Genomic DNA, 16,401 nt, shown 5'->3' with positions numbered 1-16,401 from the left:
CCGGACGTTGTCATTGTGGTGAAGTTACTTACCATGCAGAAGTTGATGAAAGTAAAGTAATAAATTGTCATGGTGATATTACGGCCACCTTCAATCAAAATGCTCGGCAACCAGCCAATCATGATATAGGTAAAAAATGAGTTTAAGCCAAGCAGTAAAGTTATTTGCCAGCCGATACTTTTATATTCAGCTAAAGGAATAATAAGCGCGGCATAACTATCCCCAAAAACACCCATCGCCAACACATAAGTAGAGGTCATTACCGCCACTTTATGCGGGAAGTCGCGTTTAATTAAACTCGGTGGCAACACATTACCTATCGCGATACCAATGCCTATGATGGCGGTGCCAAGATACAACATAGCAGTAGCAATACCCGACGTATGTTGAATATGGGGCAGCTACCACCAAGTGATGCGGTACGCGAAGAAGCCTTTATAAACTATTTCGATTATGATTACAGTGCCCCCGAGAGTATTAGCTCGTCATTTAAGGTGCACTTAACGCAGCAATATAAACAGCTATTACAGTAAAAGGTAATCTAGTTATGTTCGCTATATAGCTATATTTTTTGTTTTATACTACCATGTTCGCTATATGGCGAGTTTTTGGTGGCTTCGATGAATAGAATTGAAATAGGAAAAGCGCTTGCTCAGGCGCGCAAAACAAAGCAACTCACACAACGAGAAGTGCAAAAATTGACGAACATTAATAAAAGCACACTATCTGAAATTGAAAACGGTAAATTTACAGGGTCATTAGATATCCTTGAGCGTTATACTCATTATTTAGATTATGAATTAGCAGTAGTACCTAGGGCTTCGTCTAAACCACGGTTACCTCGTTGGGATGAATTAAACGAGCTTTTTAGTGAGGATAGCTAGTGATGGCTTTTAACCTACCTGAAAAAGTACAAAAGTTGACAGTGTGTATAGATGACAAAGAGCTGGGCGTGCTAACCCATGATGCAATACACGATTATAAGCAAACGCAAAATGAGTTTAATCTATCATTAACTATGACTGAAAAAGGCATGGATGATAGTTACCGCTCTGGCGCATTGCATCCTATTTTTGCGCAAAACTTACCAGAAGGACATAATCGTAGATACATTGCACAAAGGCTTGCTCGTTATGCCAAAGTTAACGACATGTACTTATTAGCTTTGCAAGGAAGTGATGGTATTGGCATGTTATCTTACCAAGGTGACTTTGAATTACCGCAAGTTGATAGTGTGTCACTTAATGATATTCTTACGTATTCTGACGCAAAGCCTTTATTTCCGCAGTTATTAGAAAAATACTATCTTAGAAATACCTTATCAGGCATGCAACCAAAAGTAAGCATTCCCAGTGTTGAGCGAACAGTTCACCAAAAAGATCTGATCGTAAAATCATTTGATGAAGCGCTCTTCAGATCCTGATGAAAAGTACCGAGGAAGTTACGAAACCTTATTGAAAGCAACTTATTTATACACGAATAATATGATCGAAGTTGAAAAAATGTATAAATACATCGTTTTCAGTTGTTTAATTGGTAATGGTGACGCTCATCTTAAAAATTTTGCGCTGCAGTACACGCCAGATATGAACAATATTTTTGTTTCTCCACCTTTTGATATCACTCATACATTAATCTATCCAACCATCAATAATAAAATGGCACTCAATATTTGTAAGAGCAAGGAGTTCCCAGACTGTGAGCACTTAATTAAGTTGGCTAATCAAGGTCATACCGTAATTAGGAATGCGCAAGAGATTGTTGAATCGTTAGCACAAGGGATTATCGAGTATGTTTCAAGCTCACAAGAAGTCTTGCTCTTAAGTGGTTTAAAAGAGTCGATTTTAGCTGGCGTTGATAAAGTGATGACTGCAACTTACAGCTCAAAATCATATCGCCATGACAAAAAGAAAAAGTTTGAGTAATAGCATAAACCATTTAATTCAATATTTACCAAGCGTAACTTGCTGAGAACATGATATTACGTGGCCGGCCAGGGAAGTAACGGTCGCCAGTAAAGCTGGTGTAATCGGCGCGTTCGGCATAAGCGGTATCAAATAGATTATTAATTCGCGCAGTGAGCTTTAGTTGCTCAGTGAGCTGCCAAGCTCCGCGTAAATTAATTAAATCATGACCGTCATAGCTGTGTAAGTTTTCAGGGTCGGTAAAATAGTCACTGACATGATGCCATTCAATGGCAACGAGGACGTTGTTAGTGATTTGCCAGTTAGCTTGTAGGTTGGCGATATTGCGCGGTGCTGTGTCTATGTCGTTGCCGTTAATGTTTACCCCAGATAAAACTTGCTCATGGTCGTAGGTGTGTTTGGCGTGGCTTGCCGCAAGAGCGAGTTGTATTGATTGAGTAAGCTGATAATCAAGCTCAAGCTCAATACCACGATGTCGAGTTTGACCATCATTAACAGTAAAAAAGTCACTGTCACGATAGATGGTGTTGTCCTTACTCATGGCATAAACTGATAAACCGTAGCGAGTATTGTCATACACGCCTTTAATGCCAAGCTCAGCATTGTTAGCAATTTCAGCATCTAGCTCGGCGGTGCTTTGCTCACGTTGTAATTGATACAGTTCTGCCGCTTGGGGAGCTCGGTAGCCTCTTGAAAGGTTGGCGTATACGGTATTATTAGTATTAAGCTGGTAGCTTAGCCCTAGTTTAGGCGAAAGATTGCTAAAGCTGTTTTTGGTGCTTTTTGGGCGGCTATATCGACATCCGCCAAAACCACATTCACTGCCATCTTCTTTTGTACGCCCCGCAAGCATATTATTTTGATAGTCATATTGCATATACTCATAACGTACACCTGCGGTTAAAAGCCACTTATCCAGTTGCCAATCAATAGCGGCAAAGGGGGCATATAAAGAGGCATTTACTTGGTAATTGTAATGCGTGCCTTGAGGTACGGTTGCTACTAAAAATGCAGAGCCCTGAGTGGGTTTATCTTGCGTTTGTAAAAAGTCAGCTTGGGTAAATTCACCATCAAAGCCAGAGTTAAGTTTAATATTGTCGTTTACGTAATACTGATAAAGCGATTGCAAGCCAAATCCTGTTTGGCTGTTTTTTTCAAGCGGTGTGCCGGGTAAAAAATGTTTAAAAAAATCCATGCTTTGATCGCGAATATAAGGCGTTATGGTCAGCGTGTTTTTTCCTATTTTCCAGCTAGCTTTGCTCCATGCTCGTAATGAACGAGCCTTTCTAAAAGCATCAGGATCAAAGTTTTGCTGAGCTATTGCTTTGTCTTTATAACTTTCAAAGCCATTAATGTATCCGGCAGTGTGTTGGTCTAAATTGGTATATGTAATCCCCGATATCACATTTAGGTTGTTGTTAGTGTATCGATGGCGTAGGTTTATTTTTTGTTGTTTTACGCTTTCATCGTCTCGGTAGCCGCTATCATCAGTAAAACTGGCATTAATGCCTACTCCTGAATTATCCATAGCATGGCCTGCGCGTAATTTATAACGAGTATAACCGTATGAGCCATAATCAAAGCCAAGTAAACCGACATCTTGTGTCGTATCTGGGGTGATCACGTTGATTACGCCATGCACCGCATTAGAGCCATAAAGTGCAGAGCCAGGGCCTTTTAATACTTCAATACGCTGCGCAATTTCGCTATGCGCTTCAAACAGCTCGTTAATGTTACAAAAGCCTGCTGCACGCAAGGGAATGCCATCTTCAGCCGTTAAAATACCGCCACAAGCTCCCGACCCTGAAAGCACTTGTGAGCGCAGTGCGGGTAAATACTCTTGACCATTACCACGCTGTAGATTGGCACCGGCTACGCGTTGCAGTGCTTCTTGTACGTGGGTTGGGGCAATAAGCTCAAGCTGTGATTCGCTCAACACACTGATCACTAAAGGTAATGGGGTAGAAAGCGCTTCACTGCGTGACGCTGTTGTAGTAATACGTTCAATTGATTGCGCGGTGTCTTCAGCAAAAGCGCTATTGATTAAACTTAATTGGCTACATAACAATAAGGGAGATAAGTAATCACGTTTCATCATTTTCCAGTATTAACGACTTAATGTGCTTAGAGTAAAGTGTTTTACCAATACCTTAAAGCACATTCAACCTATAAACCCGATAGATAATCGATAAAACAATACAAAAAATGCCAGGAAAAACTAAAGTGAGCACTGAGTAATGCTTAAATAGCAGCACGCCAGCGACTCCCCCTGCCAAAAAACCGGCGATAATTAATATAAATACCAAACACTTTCTGCTGTCAAATGCTTCTCTCTTTAGTGCTTTACCTATCATTAAACCTAAGTCAGTAAAAATACCGGTTAAATGCGTAGTACGCACAACAGCACCACTGTAGTTTGTAGCTAAGGCATTTTGTAAACCACAGGCGGCAGAGGCCAGTGTAAGTGCATAAGGATATGAATGCGTTAATAACAGTGAGCTGGTGAGCAGCAAAACGCCTTCAATAAATAATAAAGTGTCATAGTGTCGGCCTAGCTTAAGTGACTCTCCCGATAGCATGAATCCTGATAGCGCTGAGCCAAACATAAAGCTCAGTACTATCGCAATTAAAAACGACGCCGAATTTATATCAGACGTTAGCTCAATAGCCAATGAGGTAACTGACCCTGAAACGTGAGATATTGCTTGATGCTCAAAACCTAGTAAAGCAACCGAATTCACTATACCCGCAATAAAAGCAAGGGTAAACGCGCCATACTCTACCCATTTGGGTAATTTTGTAAACATTTTATGCTCTTTCAAAAGTTAAAGACTAACCAGCAGTGCTTGTTGGTATAAATCAGGATAATAATCCAAATACCTACCTCGAGACCCAACGCTTAGCTCAATGACATTACATTTAAGCAAAAATGTACATCATTTAATACTACACTCATCTTTTATTCTAAATTTAAAATTTATTCAGTCGATAAAAAATAGAAATGGCGCTTACAAGGAGATGTTATCTTAAATAACTAATAACGTACTGAAATGTTATACTTATGTCGATTATTTTTTTATTTTTTCATAGGAGTGATATGCAGTCATATTGGCGTTTTGTTAAACAATATTGGCCTTTGCTAAGTTTTGGTTTTATCACTATTTTTTGGGGGAATTTAGGTCAGTCTTTTTTTATCAGTTTTTATGGTGCGAGTATTCAAAATAGCCTTGCTATTAGCGCGGCAGATTATGGCTTGATATATGCCCTAGCAACACTGAGCTCTGGGTTAACTTTAATGGCTGTTGGTGGCAAAGTTGATAAGTATCCGTTAAAGCATTTTACTTTAGTGGTTGCGCTGGGTTTAATGTTTGCCTGTGGGATTATGTGGTTAACTAATTCTGTTTGGTGGTTAGGGTTGGGCTTTTTTTTACTGCGTTTGTGTGGTCAAGGGCTTTTGCCGCATATAGGCCAAACAACGATGGCGCGCAGTTTTGAGCAAGACAGAGGTAAAGCGATTAGCTTATCTGCCAGTGGTGTGCCAGTCGGCGAAGCTGTTTTACCATTAATAGCGGTGGCCTTGATTGCATGGCTCGGTTGGCAACAAAGTTGGTTTTGGTTAGGTTTAAGTATTCCTTTAATTTATATTCCACTGAGTCGTAAGCTACTCAATAAAGCGGCGCTAAAACCTATTGAAATTACAGTAACGGCGAATTCAGCTCCACACTTTAGTCGTCGTGATGTTTTAAAAGATTGGCGTTTTTGGCTTTCATTACCTGCGATGCTGGCTGGCCCGTTTCTTGTTACAGCTCTATTTATTCAACAAAATTATGTGCTAACACAAAAAGGCTGGACTACCGCTTTATTAGCGAGTAGCTTTTTAGTGTATGGAGCCACACATTGGGCAGGGTCTATGTGGTCGGGTGTGCTGGTTGACAGATATCGTGCGAAAAAACTAGTTCCCTTTATTTCGTTACCTTTATTGTTGGCAATGGTGTTATTAATGCTCGGTTATGGCCCTTGGTTGGCTCCCGTATTTATGGCTGCTCTTGGGCTTGCTATGGGAGTTGTTAGTCCGGTGTTTAATGCGTTATGGGCTGAGGTTTACGGCGTTACTCACCTAGGCGCTATAAGAGCCATGGCAACGTCATTAATGATTATTGCCACTGCTAGCTCGCCTTGGTTATTTGGTTTACTAATTGACAGCGGCATAAAAGGCGATATTTTGTTTGCTGGCTGTGCAGTTTTAATGCTTGTTGTTGCTCTGGCTGTGTTTATTGCTTATTGGCGTCCATTAAATCAACGGACTTAAATGCTTTTGCATATTGTACATTAATCACCTAATTAGGAGATTAATTTGTTTAAAAGGACTCATTAATGTTAATAGCATTGCTAGTTTATTTATTATTGCTGTTATTACTTACCTTACTACCTATGTTGTATAGCCAACACTATCTTGTTCGCAGTTGTGATTTTATTCGTTTACAAGTGTTTTATTTAGCCTGTATAGGCGGGTGTATCGCAGGTTACTTTGTATATTTAACACTCAGTGCGCCAAGTATAGCAGCCATTATTATTGTCGGTATCGTTTTAGCCATTCAAGGTAAATGGATTTACCCCTATACGTGGTTGGCAGCTAAAGAAGTCGCGCCATCGGCAAAAGGGGCTGCTCACAGTATGCGTATTATGTCGGCCAATGTATTAATGTCGAATAACAAATACAAGGTATTGATCGATTTGGTTAAAAAGCACCAACCCGATTTGCTGATCACCTTAGAAACAGACATTAATTGGCAGCAGCAATTAAGTTGTTTAGAAAGTACCTACCCTTATCGCGTTTATTGCCCCAAAGATAACCGTTATGGCATGCATTTATACAGTAAATTTAACATACTGGATGCGCAAATATGTGAGCTAATAGAAGACGATATTCCCTCTATTCATATTTTATTTGAAAACCATCAAGGCTTAAAAATGCAAGGGCACTTTATTCACCCTGCGCCGCCAAGTCCGACTGAAAAAGATTCATCACGCCCACGTGATAGCGAGCTTATAATGGTGGCAAAAGCGGTTAAAAACCCTGTTCGGCCAACTATTGTTGCCGGCGATTTAAACGATGTTGCTTGGTCACGCAGTACCCGTTTGTTTATGCAAATAAGTGGTTTTTTAGACCCACGTAAAGGGCGGGGCTTTTATAACACTTTTCATGCTAGTTATTTTTTCATGCGCTGGCCGCTCGATCACTTATTTCACTCTACAGGGTTTACTGTAAAGCGCATCAAGCGCCTTGCAAAATACGGCTCCGATCATTTTGCATTACTCACTGAGCTGGTTTACGATGATGTAAACCAAACATCATTAGAAACAAAATCCACAGCGCTTAAACAGCAAGAAATTGAAGAACTTGCCATCAGCAAAGCTGACAAACGCAAAGTCCCGAGGTTTGAGAAGAACTAGGATATTAGCAGCCAGATAAAAAATTAAAAAAGCTTCTTATTATCCGAATTTAAGTATTTTAAAAACGACAAGGATCAATCCATGACAGAGAACAATAACACCCCAGAAAATACTTTATACATAGAGGTGTCTGGTTCAGGCTTACCTGAGGTTGATGGTCTGTATGTTCCTTCAACAGCTCCACCTGCTAAATCAGAGGCGAACGTTATGTCGAGCCTAGGGTATTGGAATGGTAAAATGGCGTGGGATCGTGCTGATGGTAAAGCAGCCAGAAGCCCTGCAATATCTTACTCAATTGGATTTAAATCATGGCGAATTTGCCGCTTAGACGGGCATTTAGCTTACGAAATTACCTGTGAAGATGAATTACCGCCGACAGAACGGCAGTGGAACGTATATAAAATGGGCGTTGCGCCTGCTCCAAAAGTAGTGATTCATCACTGCGATCCACGCTAAACCACGGATAAAAAACACCGCGCTTGTAAACAGCGCGGTATTTAATTTTACTTACCTAACACCTAACACCTAGCTATAAATCATAATGCTTTTAACATTTACGAATTCGCGAATCCCAAAACCACCATGCTCTCGGCCATAGCCACTGTTTTTAACACCGCCAAAGGGGAGATTCGGTTGTGCTAGGCCATAACCATTAATGTTGATCATACCGGTATCAAAATATTTTTTAGCCAGTTCAATCGCTTTTTTCTCATCTTTGGAGAAAATGCCGCCACCTAATCCATAACGAGAATCGTTGGCGATACGCATAGCGTCGTCGTTGTCTTTGGCTTTAATTAATGATGCTACAGGGCCAAATAATTCATCGTCGTACGCAGGCATACCTGGCGATAAATTTTCAAGTATGGTTGGCGGGTAGTAATAACCCGTTTGCTCAGGGATTTCGCCGCCCACAATTATTTTTGCACCCGCATTAACCGAATCTTGTACTTGTTGATGAATATCATCGCGTAAATCTTTACGTGCCATTGGACCAAGTTCGGTGTCTTTTTCCATCGGGTCACCCATTTTTATGGCTTTAAATTGTTGGCTTAGTGCTTCTTTAAAGTCATTGTAGAGTGAGTCAACCACCACAAAACGTTTTGCTGCTACACACGTTTGCCCGTTATTAACGAGACGACCTTGTGTACAAGTTTTAACTGCTAAGGCTAAGTCGGCGTCATCAAGTACAACAAATGCGTCGTTACTGCCAAGTTCCAATACGGTTTTTTTAACATGGAGAGCGGCTTGCTCTGCTACTTTTTTACCTGTGCCATCACTGCCAGTGAAGGTAACGCCACTAATATATTGATGAGAAATAAGTGCGCTGGCAGTTTTGCCATCAACCAGTAAGTTACTAAAACAATGTTCAGGAAAACCAGCTTGTAAAAATAGCGTCTCTATTTTTTCGGCCATACCAAATACATTACCAGCATGCTTTAACACTGTAGTGTTGCCTGCCATGATATTTGCGCCACTGTACCGAATAACTTGATAAAGTGGGAAGTTCCATGGCTGAATACCTAGCAATACGCCGGTAGGGCGATAACTTATAATTGCTCGCCCACCTTGCATGTCGCGTTCTTCGTCGCTGAGCATATCGGCGCCATGTTCTGCAGTATAGCGGCAAATATCTGCACAAAGCTGCACTTCTTGAAAGCCTTGTTCGTATACCTTGCCCATTTCTTCGGTCATCAATTTAGCAAGCGCTTGTTTTTGCTCTTCAAATATAGAGGCTAACTTATTAAGGTATTTTGCGCGCTCAGTAAATGAGGTTAATCGCCATGTTAAATATGTTTGGTGAGATTTTTCGATCACTTGTTCAGCTTGAGCTTGAGAAAGCAGCGTATAGCTATTAATGACTTGCTCGGTTGCGGGATTGATCGTATCAACTGTGTTGCTCATTTTATCTCCTAACAAATTATGTATTTAATTAGGTGCAAAACTAAAGCCAGTTAGGTTAATGGCTAATAAAAATTATAACCTGCTGTTAATAATGGTTTTTATATCGATTATCAGTAAGATTTTGATGTTGTTTGTTGGTTGTTTTTGCTATGGTTCTGTAAATACTGCACGTTGTTGAAAAAGTTACAGAGAGTAGTTAGATGATACAGTCATTGTTTAATATTAATTTACCGATAGTTCAGGCACCTATGGCGGGTGTTCAAAATGAGCAGCTTGCTATTGCTGTGAGTGAGGCTGGTGGACTGGGTTCGTTGCCTTGCGCTATGTTATCGTTATCACAATTAGCAGAGCAACTTGACTTACTAATTGAAAAAACAGATAAACCATTTAATCTAAACTTTTTTTGTCACACGGTTGCTGATTACACCAGTCAACAAAAGCAGCAATGGCATAACCTGCTAGCACCTTATTTTGCAGAATATAAAATTGACCCGCAAAGTTTAACTGCAGGATCGTCTCGTCAGCCTATAAATCAAGCCGTTGTTGATATTATTGCTCCTTATAAACCAGCGGTTGTGAGCTTTCATTTTGGTTTACCTGATCCTGCAATAGTTACACAGATTAAAAGCTGGGGCGGTAAAGTGATTTCTACTGCGACTACTGTTGATGAAGCAAAGTGGTTAGAAGCTAATGGGGCCGATGCTGTTATAGCGCAAGGTTTAGAAGCGGGCGGTCATAGAGGGCACTTTTTATCAATGGATTTAAGTTTGCAGCAGCTAACGGCGGTATTGGTTGAACAATGTATCGGTGAGCTAAATATAGCGGTCATTGCTGCTGGTGGTATAGCAAGTGCTGAAGATGTTAAATATTACTTACAGTTAGGCGCGGCAGCTGTACAAGTTGGTAGTGCCTATTTACTGTGCCAAGAGGCAACAACGTCTGCGCTGCACCGCGATGCTATTTTACAGCAGCCAGCGAACAGCACGGCGCTGACAACGGTTTTTTCTGGGCGCGCTGCCCGAGGGATTGAAAACCGTATTATGCGTGAGCTTGGCACTATGCCACAGCAAGCCCCTGCATTTCCATTTGCGAGTCTTGCGCTAAGTGCATTGCGTACTAAATCTGAAGCGCAAGGAAAAAGTGATTTTTCGCCTTTATGGTGCGGGCAAAAATACATTGTTAGAGATGCTGTTAGTGCCGCTGACATTACCGATGAATTGATGTCTGAAAACCCGAAGCCCACCGTTTAAGCACATTACCAGAATAGGGCTATACCGTTGCCGATTTCCTCTTGACGATAAGTCATTACACCCCGCTAGGTTAGGCACTAAATCATAAGGGTTGTTATACGCACCGCAATAATTTTTAGCCCCGTACTGCGCGCGACCCATTTTGCCTTGCTAGCAAGTGCACTAAGCTTGACGAAATAACTTGACGCAGTCGTTGCATTAAGCAAAGCCCCTAAACAATAATCGATCGTAACAAAGTTTGCGCTGTTGATAGGAGAAAACATGGGTTTTTGGCGCTAATTTTTTAATTGCTTTATTTTGCTATTTTTGCTGCGTAGAATGGCAAAAAACACACAGGGAATTAAAATGTTAAATATACTTTTGGTTGATGACGACACCGAATTTAGTGATGTTATTTGCCATATTGTCGAATTTCTTGGCCATAATATTAATACAGCCGCCAGTTTAAAAGAAGCACATCAATGGTTTGATAATAATACTTTTGATCATGTACTGTTGGACTTTATGCTGCCCGATGGCAGTGGTTTGCATTTGTTAGATCATTTAAAAATGATTGGCCAATCACCTAAGGTCACGCTTATTTCAGGACATCCTTCGGTTAAAGGAATTTTAGCTGATATGTGTGAGCCTAACGTGTCGCATTTATTAAAACCGTTGCAACGTGAAGATTTAGAATTAGTGTTAAACGGGTCGAAAAAAACCACTAAAAAAACTAAAAAAGCTGAAATAACACATCATTTTGATACTTTAATTGGTGAGTCTGCCCCCATGCAACAGCTTTATACTATGATTGAGCGTGTGGCAAAAACGAATGCCAACGTGATGTTAGTAGGTGAAAGTGGAGTAGGTAAAGAGGTCGTTGCACAAGCCATTCATAATGCCAGTAAATGCGAAGGGCCAATAGTAGCAAGTAACTGTGGTGCATTATCGAGTGAATTGATTGGTAGCGAGTTATTTGGCCATGAGAAAGGCGCATTTACTGGGGCGATTGCACGTAAAGAAGGCGTGTTTGAACAAGCCAATAATGGCACCTTATTTTTAGATGAAATAACCGAAATGCCCATTGGCATGCAACCAAATTTACTTCGCGTGCTGGAAACTAAAAAAGTAATACGTGTGGGCGGTAATCAAGAAATTCCGACTAACTGCCGTGTTATTTCTGCGACTAATCGTTCACTTACCGACTTAGCAAGAAATAATATTTTACGCGAAGATATTTATTTCAGACTGGCTGTTTTTCCTATTAACATTCCGCCACTTCGAGATAGAAAAGACGATATTCCATTGCTGGCTAAATCGTTTTTAGGGCAGTTAAACGATGAAAATGGCACTGCTTTTAGTTGGACGAGCGAGCAACTAAAAGAGCTAAAAACATACCAGTGGCCTGGTAATGTGCGTGAGTTACGCCACGCTATTCATCGCGCTTTTATTATGAGCGACTCGCAAACGAGCACGATTACTTTACCAGATAATTTAGAGTCGCCTTTTTCGCGCGTTAATAATCAAGCGGAAAAAAGACAGGTATCAGCAGGGCAAACAATTGAAGAGGTTGAAAAGGAACTTATTTTTGCCACGCTCGATAAAGTACAAGGTAATAAAACATTAGCAGCACAAATGTTAGGGGTAAGTACAAAAACGCTTTATAACCGTCTTAATGCTTATGGCGGTATTGGTGAATAAAACAACGAGGGGGACTTGATGGGATCAACTAAACCACAGGCAAAGCCTATTAATGAATTAGTGCATGATGCCCGCGCACCGTTAAATCATATTTCAATGAATGCTGAACTTATCAAGCTAGTACTTGAAAACGATATGCCCGTTGAAAAAGCACTCGATGCACTTGATAAAATAATTGTTAATTGCCAAGCATGCAGCGATAGTTTACAACTTATCTCAGATTCAAATTGATGTTAAACGATGTAGGAAGATAAATGATTAAACGCAAACAGCAAGGCAAAGCAAATGTTATATGGGCGTTGTTTATTTTTGTTGTGTTATGCATCATTGTTGGTAATGCGTTTTTAGCAATAAAAACCATTGGAGGGTTAACGCGTACTCAGCAAAGTTTAGATAACACCCATATGCTAAGTACTGCTGTTCAACGGCTTCATCTATCTATTGTACAGGCTGAATCGGGTCAGAGGGGGTTTTTACTAACCCAAAGTGATGATTATTTAGCGCCCTATTATGATGCACTAGCGCAAATTGAATCACAAATCAATCATGTAAGTTCTTTGCGTTCAGAAATTGATGGGCAGGCTCAGCGTATAGCCGCACTTTTACTGCTAGTTGAAAATAAAATAACCGAGCTAAAAAAAACGGTAAACTATGCATTAAACGCTAAAGAGCAAAGCGCATTATTAATACTTAACTCTCATGAGGGGCTTGATTTTTATCGAGATATTCGTATTTTGGTGAATGACATTCAAGATCGCGAATTATTATTTAAAGTAAGCCATTTTTCTAAATTAGCGCAAATTAAAAAGGAAGCAAAAATTACGTTTGGTATAACGGCTGTCACGAGTACCTTATTAATTGTGGGCATGTTTTTACTTACAAGGCTAAATTTAAAAAATGCTGCTGCGTACCGTGCTGAACTTGAAATGCAAAATGAAACGTTAGCCAGTAAAGTAACCGAACGTACCCAAGAGCTTACTTTGTATTCTGATGAGTTGAGTCGCAGTAACCGAGAGTTAGAAGAGTTTGCTTTTGTTGCCAGTCATGATTTACAAGAGCCGCTTAGAAAAATTCAAGCATTTAGCGACCGACTTGAAAGCATGTTTAAAGATGAGTTAGGTGAAAAAGGGACAGATTACATTGCGCGAATGAAAAATGCTGCACAGCGAATGTCTAATTTAATTAATGATTTATTAGAATTTTCACGAGTGACAACGCGGGGTAAAGACTTTACTGATACCGATTTAAATCGCGTATTTAATGATGTTTTAAGCGATTTAGAAATAGCCATTTATGAGTCGAATGCGCAAGTTATTATTGGTGAGATGCCTATAATACAAGCGGATCCGAGCCAGATGCAGCAGTTGTTTTTAAATTTAATCTCCAATGCGGTTAAATTTAGGCACCCAACCGTGGAGCCAATTATTAACATTGATTTTGAGCGGCTAAATGAATTTAGTGACGATCTTAATCGTGAAGTGAGTTGGCATATTATTACCGTTAAAGATAACGGCATTGGGTTTTGCGCTGACTATGTAAATAAAATATTTGTGCCATTTCAGCGATTGCATGGTCGTTCGCAATATAAAGGCACTGGCATTGGTTTGTCTGTATGTCGAAAAATTGTAGAGCGTCATGGCGGCATTATTAGCGCAACAAGCACCCCAAATGAGGGCGCAACCTTTATGGTTAAACTCCCAGTGGATGCTGAACTATTCACATTACAAGCAGAGGCATAAATGTCGTTAACCAACGTGAAAAAAATTACTATTTTAATGGCTGATGATGATGAAGACGATCGCTTATTAGCACAAGATGCACTTGCTGAAAGTCGCGTCCTAAATGAATTACATTTTGTCGAAGACGGTGTGGAGCTTTTAGAATATTTAGAGCGTAGAGGCAAGTTTAAAGACAAAAGTTTATCGCCCAGACCTGGCTTAATTTTGCTTGATTTAAACATGCCACGAATGGATGGCCGCGAAGCATTGCAAGCGATTAAAGCAAATCCTAACTTAAAGGGCATTCCAGTAGTGATTTTAACTACCTCTAAACAAGAAGAGGATATGATAAAAGGTTACAACCTTGGTGCTGCGTCCTACATTACTAAGCCAGTCACTTTTGATGGTTTAGTTGATTTGATGAAAACACTGGGTAAATACTGGGTAGAGTTTGTAGAGCTACCAAGCACATTTAGCGATTAAGATTATTATCAGAACAGGAAACACTATGTTAGCAAAGGCGACAAAACTGCTACTTGTTGAAGATGACGAAGATGATTATATTTTAACGTGTGATTACCTAGAGCAGCTTAGTTCTCATGTGTTTGACATAGAATGGATAAGCTCACCTGGACAGGCAATTGAGGTGTTGAGCAAAAATCAACATGATATTTGCCTGCTTGATTATCGCTTAGGTGCTTCTGATGGCTTAAGTGTATTAAAACAAGCCATTAAAAATGGTTACTGTGGGCCTATTATTATGCTAACTGGGCAGTCTAATGATGCCCTAGATTCGGCCGCGTTAGACGCTGGGGCTGTTGATTACTTAGTTAAAAGCGAAATGAGTGGTGGCCGATTTGCTCGTTCAATTCGTTACGCACTAGCGCGTCGAGATGTAGAGGATGAGCGAGTTGAACGTTTAAAAGCAGAGGCAGAAAATCGTTCAAAAGACCGTTTTTTAGCACATTTAAGCCATGAATTACGCACCCCTTTGACTTCTATTTTGGGTTATACCGAACTCTTAATGTTAAGTGATTATAATAAACAGGCTGAAAATGAACTTGGTGTTATATACCGTAATGGCAAACATTTGCTTAGTTTATTAAATGATGTATTAGATTTATCAAAAATTGCTGTCGATAAGCTTGAGCTTAACCTTAGCAAAGTCAACCTTAATAGCTTAATGGCCGATGTTTTTAGCTTAATGCGGGTCGCTGCATTAGATAAAGGTTTGTCATTGAAGTTTGAGTCGTTAGCGCCTCTGCCATTAGTGGTTTGTGTTGACGCTACACGGCTTCGACAAATTCTCATAAATCTGATTAATAATGCTATTAAGTTTACAGAGCAGGGCGAAATTACTGCCAATGCTTGGACTGAGGTAGTGGCTGAACGAGAAATGCTATTTTTTAGTATTAAAGATTCAGGGCTAGGTATTGCGCCAGAAAAGCAAGCATTAATATTTAAACCTTTTGAGCAGATAGCCGATGTAGAATCGCGCTCTGTTGGCGGTGCAGGCCTTGGGTTAGCAATTTGCTCTGAGTTACTTAGTCGTATGCAAGGTAATATTTCTTTAGACTCCCATGTAGGTAAAGGCTCAACCTTTACCATTTCGCTGTATCCTGGCGATATAAAACAGGTAGAGCGTAATGTATTAAAGCTTGATTTAACTCCCAATATGCAACAAAAAACAACGCCGTGTCATGTTAGCGGTCAAGTATTGGTGGTCGATGATTTACGCGACTTACGCGTGTTAGTTGGTCATTTAATTGGCTCAGCAGGCGCTGATGTAGAGTATGCTGATAACGGCAAACAAGCGCTTGATAAAGTCAAAAAGCGCCTTGCACAAGGGCATGCAGCTTACGATATTATATTTTTAGATATCCATATGCCGGTAATGGGAGGTAAAGAGACGGCCATTGAGCTAAGAAAAATGGGTTATCAGGGCGCTATTATTGCCCTAACTGCGGCTACTATGAAAGGCATCGATACTGAATTATCGGCATTAGGGTTTGATGATGTTATTGCTAAACCAGTTGATTCTCTTCTATTGTATCAGTGTTTAGAGTCGACGTTAGGCAAAAAAGCTCCTTCAATGCCTGCTATTCAAACTTCATTAAAGGGCAGCAATAATAAAAAACGTTTTTTACTCGTAGAGGATGATGCCGATGCGGCGCAAATAACGCAGTTATTATTAGAAAGCCTCAACGTACATACTGATATTGCCACAAGTGTTGAAGATTGTTTGGCAATACTGAAAAAAAATACTGATTACCATAAAGTATTGCTCGATATGCATTTACCTGATGGTACCGGTTTAGAATTAGCAGCACATTTAAAAGCGCATTACCCATCAATCGAACGGGTTATTATTAGTGGTATGGAACCAGATGCTGTACATATCAGGCAGCTAGAAATCGAGCAAGTACTGTTAAAGCCGATCAACCTAGCGCTATTGAGCAAGCTAGTTTAATA

The 16,401-nt window shown here is 40.2% G+C and carries 16 protein-coding genes and 1 pseudogene; 13 read left to right on the top strand and 4 right to left on the bottom strand.

The genetic code is table 11. The features are described from left to right. Nucleotides 1-77: 77 nt before the first annotated feature. Nucleotides 78-362: pseudogene (locus AC6H44_RS11915) on the bottom strand (MFS transporter); the annotation flags it as partial. Between the two features lie 30 nt (nucleotides 363-392). Here AC6H44_RS11915 and AC6H44_RS11910 point away from each other — a divergent pair. From AC6H44_RS11910 to AC6H44_RS11895, 4 genes are all read left to right on the top strand, one after another. Beyond that, nucleotides 393-533 carry a VWA domain-containing protein gene (locus tag AC6H44_RS11910; protein ID WP_500735722.1) on the top strand — a complete coding sequence of 47 codons (141 nt, stop codon included), beginning with the start codon at nucleotides 393-395 and terminating at the stop codon, nucleotides 531-533. Nucleotides 534-620: 87 nt separating this feature from the next. Further along, nucleotides 621-884 (top strand): helix-turn-helix domain-containing protein, encoded by a 264-nt coding sequence (locus AC6H44_RS11905; RefSeq protein ID WP_500735721.1) that lies wholly within the window; start codon nucleotides 621-623, stop codon nucleotides 882-884. Between the two features lie 2 nt (nucleotides 885-886). Beyond that, nucleotides 887-1,423, top strand: coding sequence for a HipA N-terminal domain-containing protein (locus AC6H44_RS11900; RefSeq protein WP_500735720.1), 537 nt, complete (start codon nucleotides 887-889; stop codon nucleotides 1,421-1,423). After that, nucleotides 1,401-1,925 carry a HipA domain-containing protein gene (locus AC6H44_RS11895; protein ID WP_500735719.1) on the top strand — a complete coding sequence of 175 codons (525 nt, stop codon included), beginning with the start codon at nucleotides 1,401-1,403 and terminating at the stop codon, nucleotides 1,923-1,925. Before AC6H44_RS11900 ends, AC6H44_RS11895 begins: the two co-directional genes overlap by 23 nt. A gap of 25 nt (nucleotides 1,926-1,950) precedes the next feature. Here the strand turns inward: AC6H44_RS11895 and AC6H44_RS11890 are convergent, their stop codons facing one another. Together AC6H44_RS11890 and AC6H44_RS11885 are read right to left on the bottom strand one after the other, a co-directional pair. Beyond that, nucleotides 1,951-4,020 (bottom strand): TonB-dependent receptor, encoded by a 2,070-nt coding sequence (locus tag AC6H44_RS11890; protein WP_500738428.1) that lies wholly within the window; start codon nucleotides 4,018-4,020, stop codon nucleotides 1,951-1,953. 55 nt (nucleotides 4,021-4,075) lie between these two features. Then, nucleotides 4,076-4,732 (bottom strand): YoaK family protein, encoded by a 657-nt coding sequence (locus AC6H44_RS11885; protein ID WP_500735718.1) that lies wholly within the window; start codon nucleotides 4,730-4,732, stop codon nucleotides 4,076-4,078. Between the two features lie 290 nt (nucleotides 4,733-5,022). Between AC6H44_RS11885 and AC6H44_RS11880 the strand changes: the two genes are divergently transcribed. The 3 genes from AC6H44_RS11880 (at nucleotide 5,023) to AC6H44_RS11870 (ending at nucleotide 7,835) form a co-directional block, all read left to right on the top strand. Further along, entirely contained in the window at nucleotides 5,023-6,234 is a 1,212-nt protein-coding gene (locus AC6H44_RS11880) for an MFS transporter (RefSeq protein WP_500735717.1), read from the top strand. 65 nt (nucleotides 6,235-6,299) lie between these two features. Beyond that, nucleotides 6,300-7,379 carry an endonuclease/exonuclease/phosphatase family protein gene (locus tag AC6H44_RS11875; protein ID WP_500735716.1) on the top strand — a complete coding sequence of 360 codons (1,080 nt, stop codon included), beginning with the start codon at nucleotides 6,300-6,302 and terminating at the stop codon, nucleotides 7,377-7,379. 81 nt (nucleotides 7,380-7,460) lie between these two features. After that, nucleotides 7,461-7,835, top strand: coding sequence for a hypothetical protein (locus AC6H44_RS11870; RefSeq protein ID WP_500735715.1), 375 nt, complete (start codon nucleotides 7,461-7,463; stop codon nucleotides 7,833-7,835). A gap of 69 nt (nucleotides 7,836-7,904) precedes the next feature. Here the strand turns inward: AC6H44_RS11870 and AC6H44_RS11865 are convergent, their stop codons facing one another. Then, a complete protein-coding gene (locus tag AC6H44_RS11865) occupies nucleotides 7,905-9,281 on the bottom strand; it encodes an NAD-dependent succinate-semialdehyde dehydrogenase (protein WP_500735713.1) in 1,377 nt (458 codons plus the stop codon). A gap of 200 nt (nucleotides 9,282-9,481) precedes the next feature. Here AC6H44_RS11865 and AC6H44_RS11860 point away from each other — a divergent pair, with 200 nt between their 5' ends. From AC6H44_RS11860 to AC6H44_RS11835, 6 genes are all read left to right on the top strand, one after another. After that, nucleotides 9,482-10,531 (top strand): NAD(P)H-dependent flavin oxidoreductase, encoded by a 1,050-nt coding sequence (locus AC6H44_RS11860; RefSeq protein ID WP_500735712.1) that lies wholly within the window; start codon nucleotides 9,482-9,484, stop codon nucleotides 10,529-10,531. A gap of 345 nt (nucleotides 10,532-10,876) precedes the next feature. Further along, nucleotides 10,877-12,211 carry a sigma-54-dependent transcriptional regulator gene (locus tag AC6H44_RS11855; protein ID WP_500735711.1) on the top strand — a complete coding sequence of 445 codons (1,335 nt, stop codon included), beginning with the start codon at nucleotides 10,877-10,879 and terminating at the stop codon, nucleotides 12,209-12,211. An 18-nt stretch (nucleotides 12,212-12,229) separates the two neighbouring features. After that, on the top strand, nucleotides 12,230-12,442 hold the full coding sequence (locus AC6H44_RS11850) for a histidine kinase (RefSeq protein WP_500735709.1): 213 nt from the start codon (nucleotides 12,230-12,232) through the stop codon (nucleotides 12,440-12,442). 23 nt (nucleotides 12,443-12,465) lie between these two features. Continuing rightward, nucleotides 12,466-13,950: a sensor histidine kinase gene (locus AC6H44_RS11845; protein WP_500735708.1), complete on the top strand. Its 1,485-nt coding sequence runs from the start codon at nucleotides 12,466-12,468 to the stop codon at nucleotides 13,948-13,950. Continuing rightward, nucleotides 13,951-14,412 (top strand): response regulator, encoded by a 462-nt coding sequence (locus AC6H44_RS11840; RefSeq protein WP_500735706.1) that lies wholly within the window; start codon nucleotides 13,951-13,953, stop codon nucleotides 14,410-14,412. A gap of 25 nt (nucleotides 14,413-14,437) precedes the next feature. After that, nucleotides 14,438-16,399 (top strand): response regulator, encoded by a 1,962-nt coding sequence (locus AC6H44_RS11835; protein WP_500735705.1) that lies wholly within the window; start codon nucleotides 14,438-14,440, stop codon nucleotides 16,397-16,399. Nucleotides 16,400-16,401: the final 2 nt, after the last annotated feature.

Source organism: Pseudoalteromonas sp. TAP-3C, from assembly GCF_059888565.1.
Note: the sequence above shows the minus strand (reverse complement) of the source record. Positions and strands in the feature narration are given on the sequence as shown.

What these genes read in the sequence shown, in the direction of transcription:
- AC6H44_RS11870 (WP_500735715.1), top strand. Translation starts at nt 7,461, where the DNA reads ATGACAGAGAACAATAACACCCCAGAAAATACTTTATACATAGAGGTG.
- AC6H44_RS11900 (WP_500735720.1), top strand. Translation starts at nt 887, where the DNA reads ATGGCTTTTAACCTACCTGAAAAAGTACAAAAGTTGACAGTGTGTATA.
- AC6H44_RS11890 (WP_500738428.1), bottom strand. Translation starts at nt 4,020, where the DNA reads ATGAAACGTGATTACTTATCTCCCTTATTGTTATGTAGCCAATTAAGT.
- AC6H44_RS11865 (WP_500735713.1), bottom strand. Translation starts at nt 9,281, where the DNA reads ATGAGCAACACAGTTGATACGATCAATCCCGCAACCGAGCAAGTCATT.
- AC6H44_RS11835 (WP_500735705.1), top strand. Translation starts at nt 14,438, where the DNA reads ATGTTAGCAAAGGCGACAAAACTGCTACTTGTTGAAGATGACGAAGAT.
- AC6H44_RS11860 (WP_500735712.1), top strand. Translation starts at nt 9,482, where the DNA reads ATGATACAGTCATTGTTTAATATTAATTTACCGATAGTTCAGGCACCT.
- AC6H44_RS11880 (WP_500735717.1), top strand. Translation starts at nt 5,023, where the DNA reads ATGCAGTCATATTGGCGTTTTGTTAAACAATATTGGCCTTTGCTAAGT.
- AC6H44_RS11850 (WP_500735709.1), top strand. Translation starts at nt 12,230, where the DNA reads ATGGGATCAACTAAACCACAGGCAAAGCCTATTAATGAATTAGTGCAT.
- AC6H44_RS11845 (WP_500735708.1), top strand. Translation starts at nt 12,466, where the DNA reads ATGATTAAACGCAAACAGCAAGGCAAAGCAAATGTTATATGGGCGTTG.
- AC6H44_RS11885 (WP_500735718.1), bottom strand. Translation starts at nt 4,732, where the DNA reads ATGTTTACAAAATTACCCAAATGGGTAGAGTATGGCGCGTTTACCCTT.
- AC6H44_RS11905 (WP_500735721.1), top strand. Translation starts at nt 621, where the DNA reads ATGAATAGAATTGAAATAGGAAAAGCGCTTGCTCAGGCGCGCAAAACA.
- AC6H44_RS11895 (WP_500735719.1), top strand. Translation starts at nt 1,401, where the DNA reads ATGAAGCGCTCTTCAGATCCTGATGAAAAGTACCGAGGAAGTTACGAA.
- AC6H44_RS11910 (WP_500735722.1), top strand. Translation starts at nt 393, where the DNA reads ATGGGGCAGCTACCACCAAGTGATGCGGTACGCGAAGAAGCCTTTATA.
- AC6H44_RS11875 (WP_500735716.1), top strand. Translation starts at nt 6,300, where the DNA reads ATGTTAATAGCATTGCTAGTTTATTTATTATTGCTGTTATTACTTACC.
- AC6H44_RS11840 (WP_500735706.1), top strand. Translation starts at nt 13,951, where the DNA reads ATGTCGTTAACCAACGTGAAAAAAATTACTATTTTAATGGCTGATGAT.
- AC6H44_RS11855 (WP_500735711.1), top strand. Translation starts at nt 10,877, where the DNA reads ATGTTAAATATACTTTTGGTTGATGACGACACCGAATTTAGTGATGTT.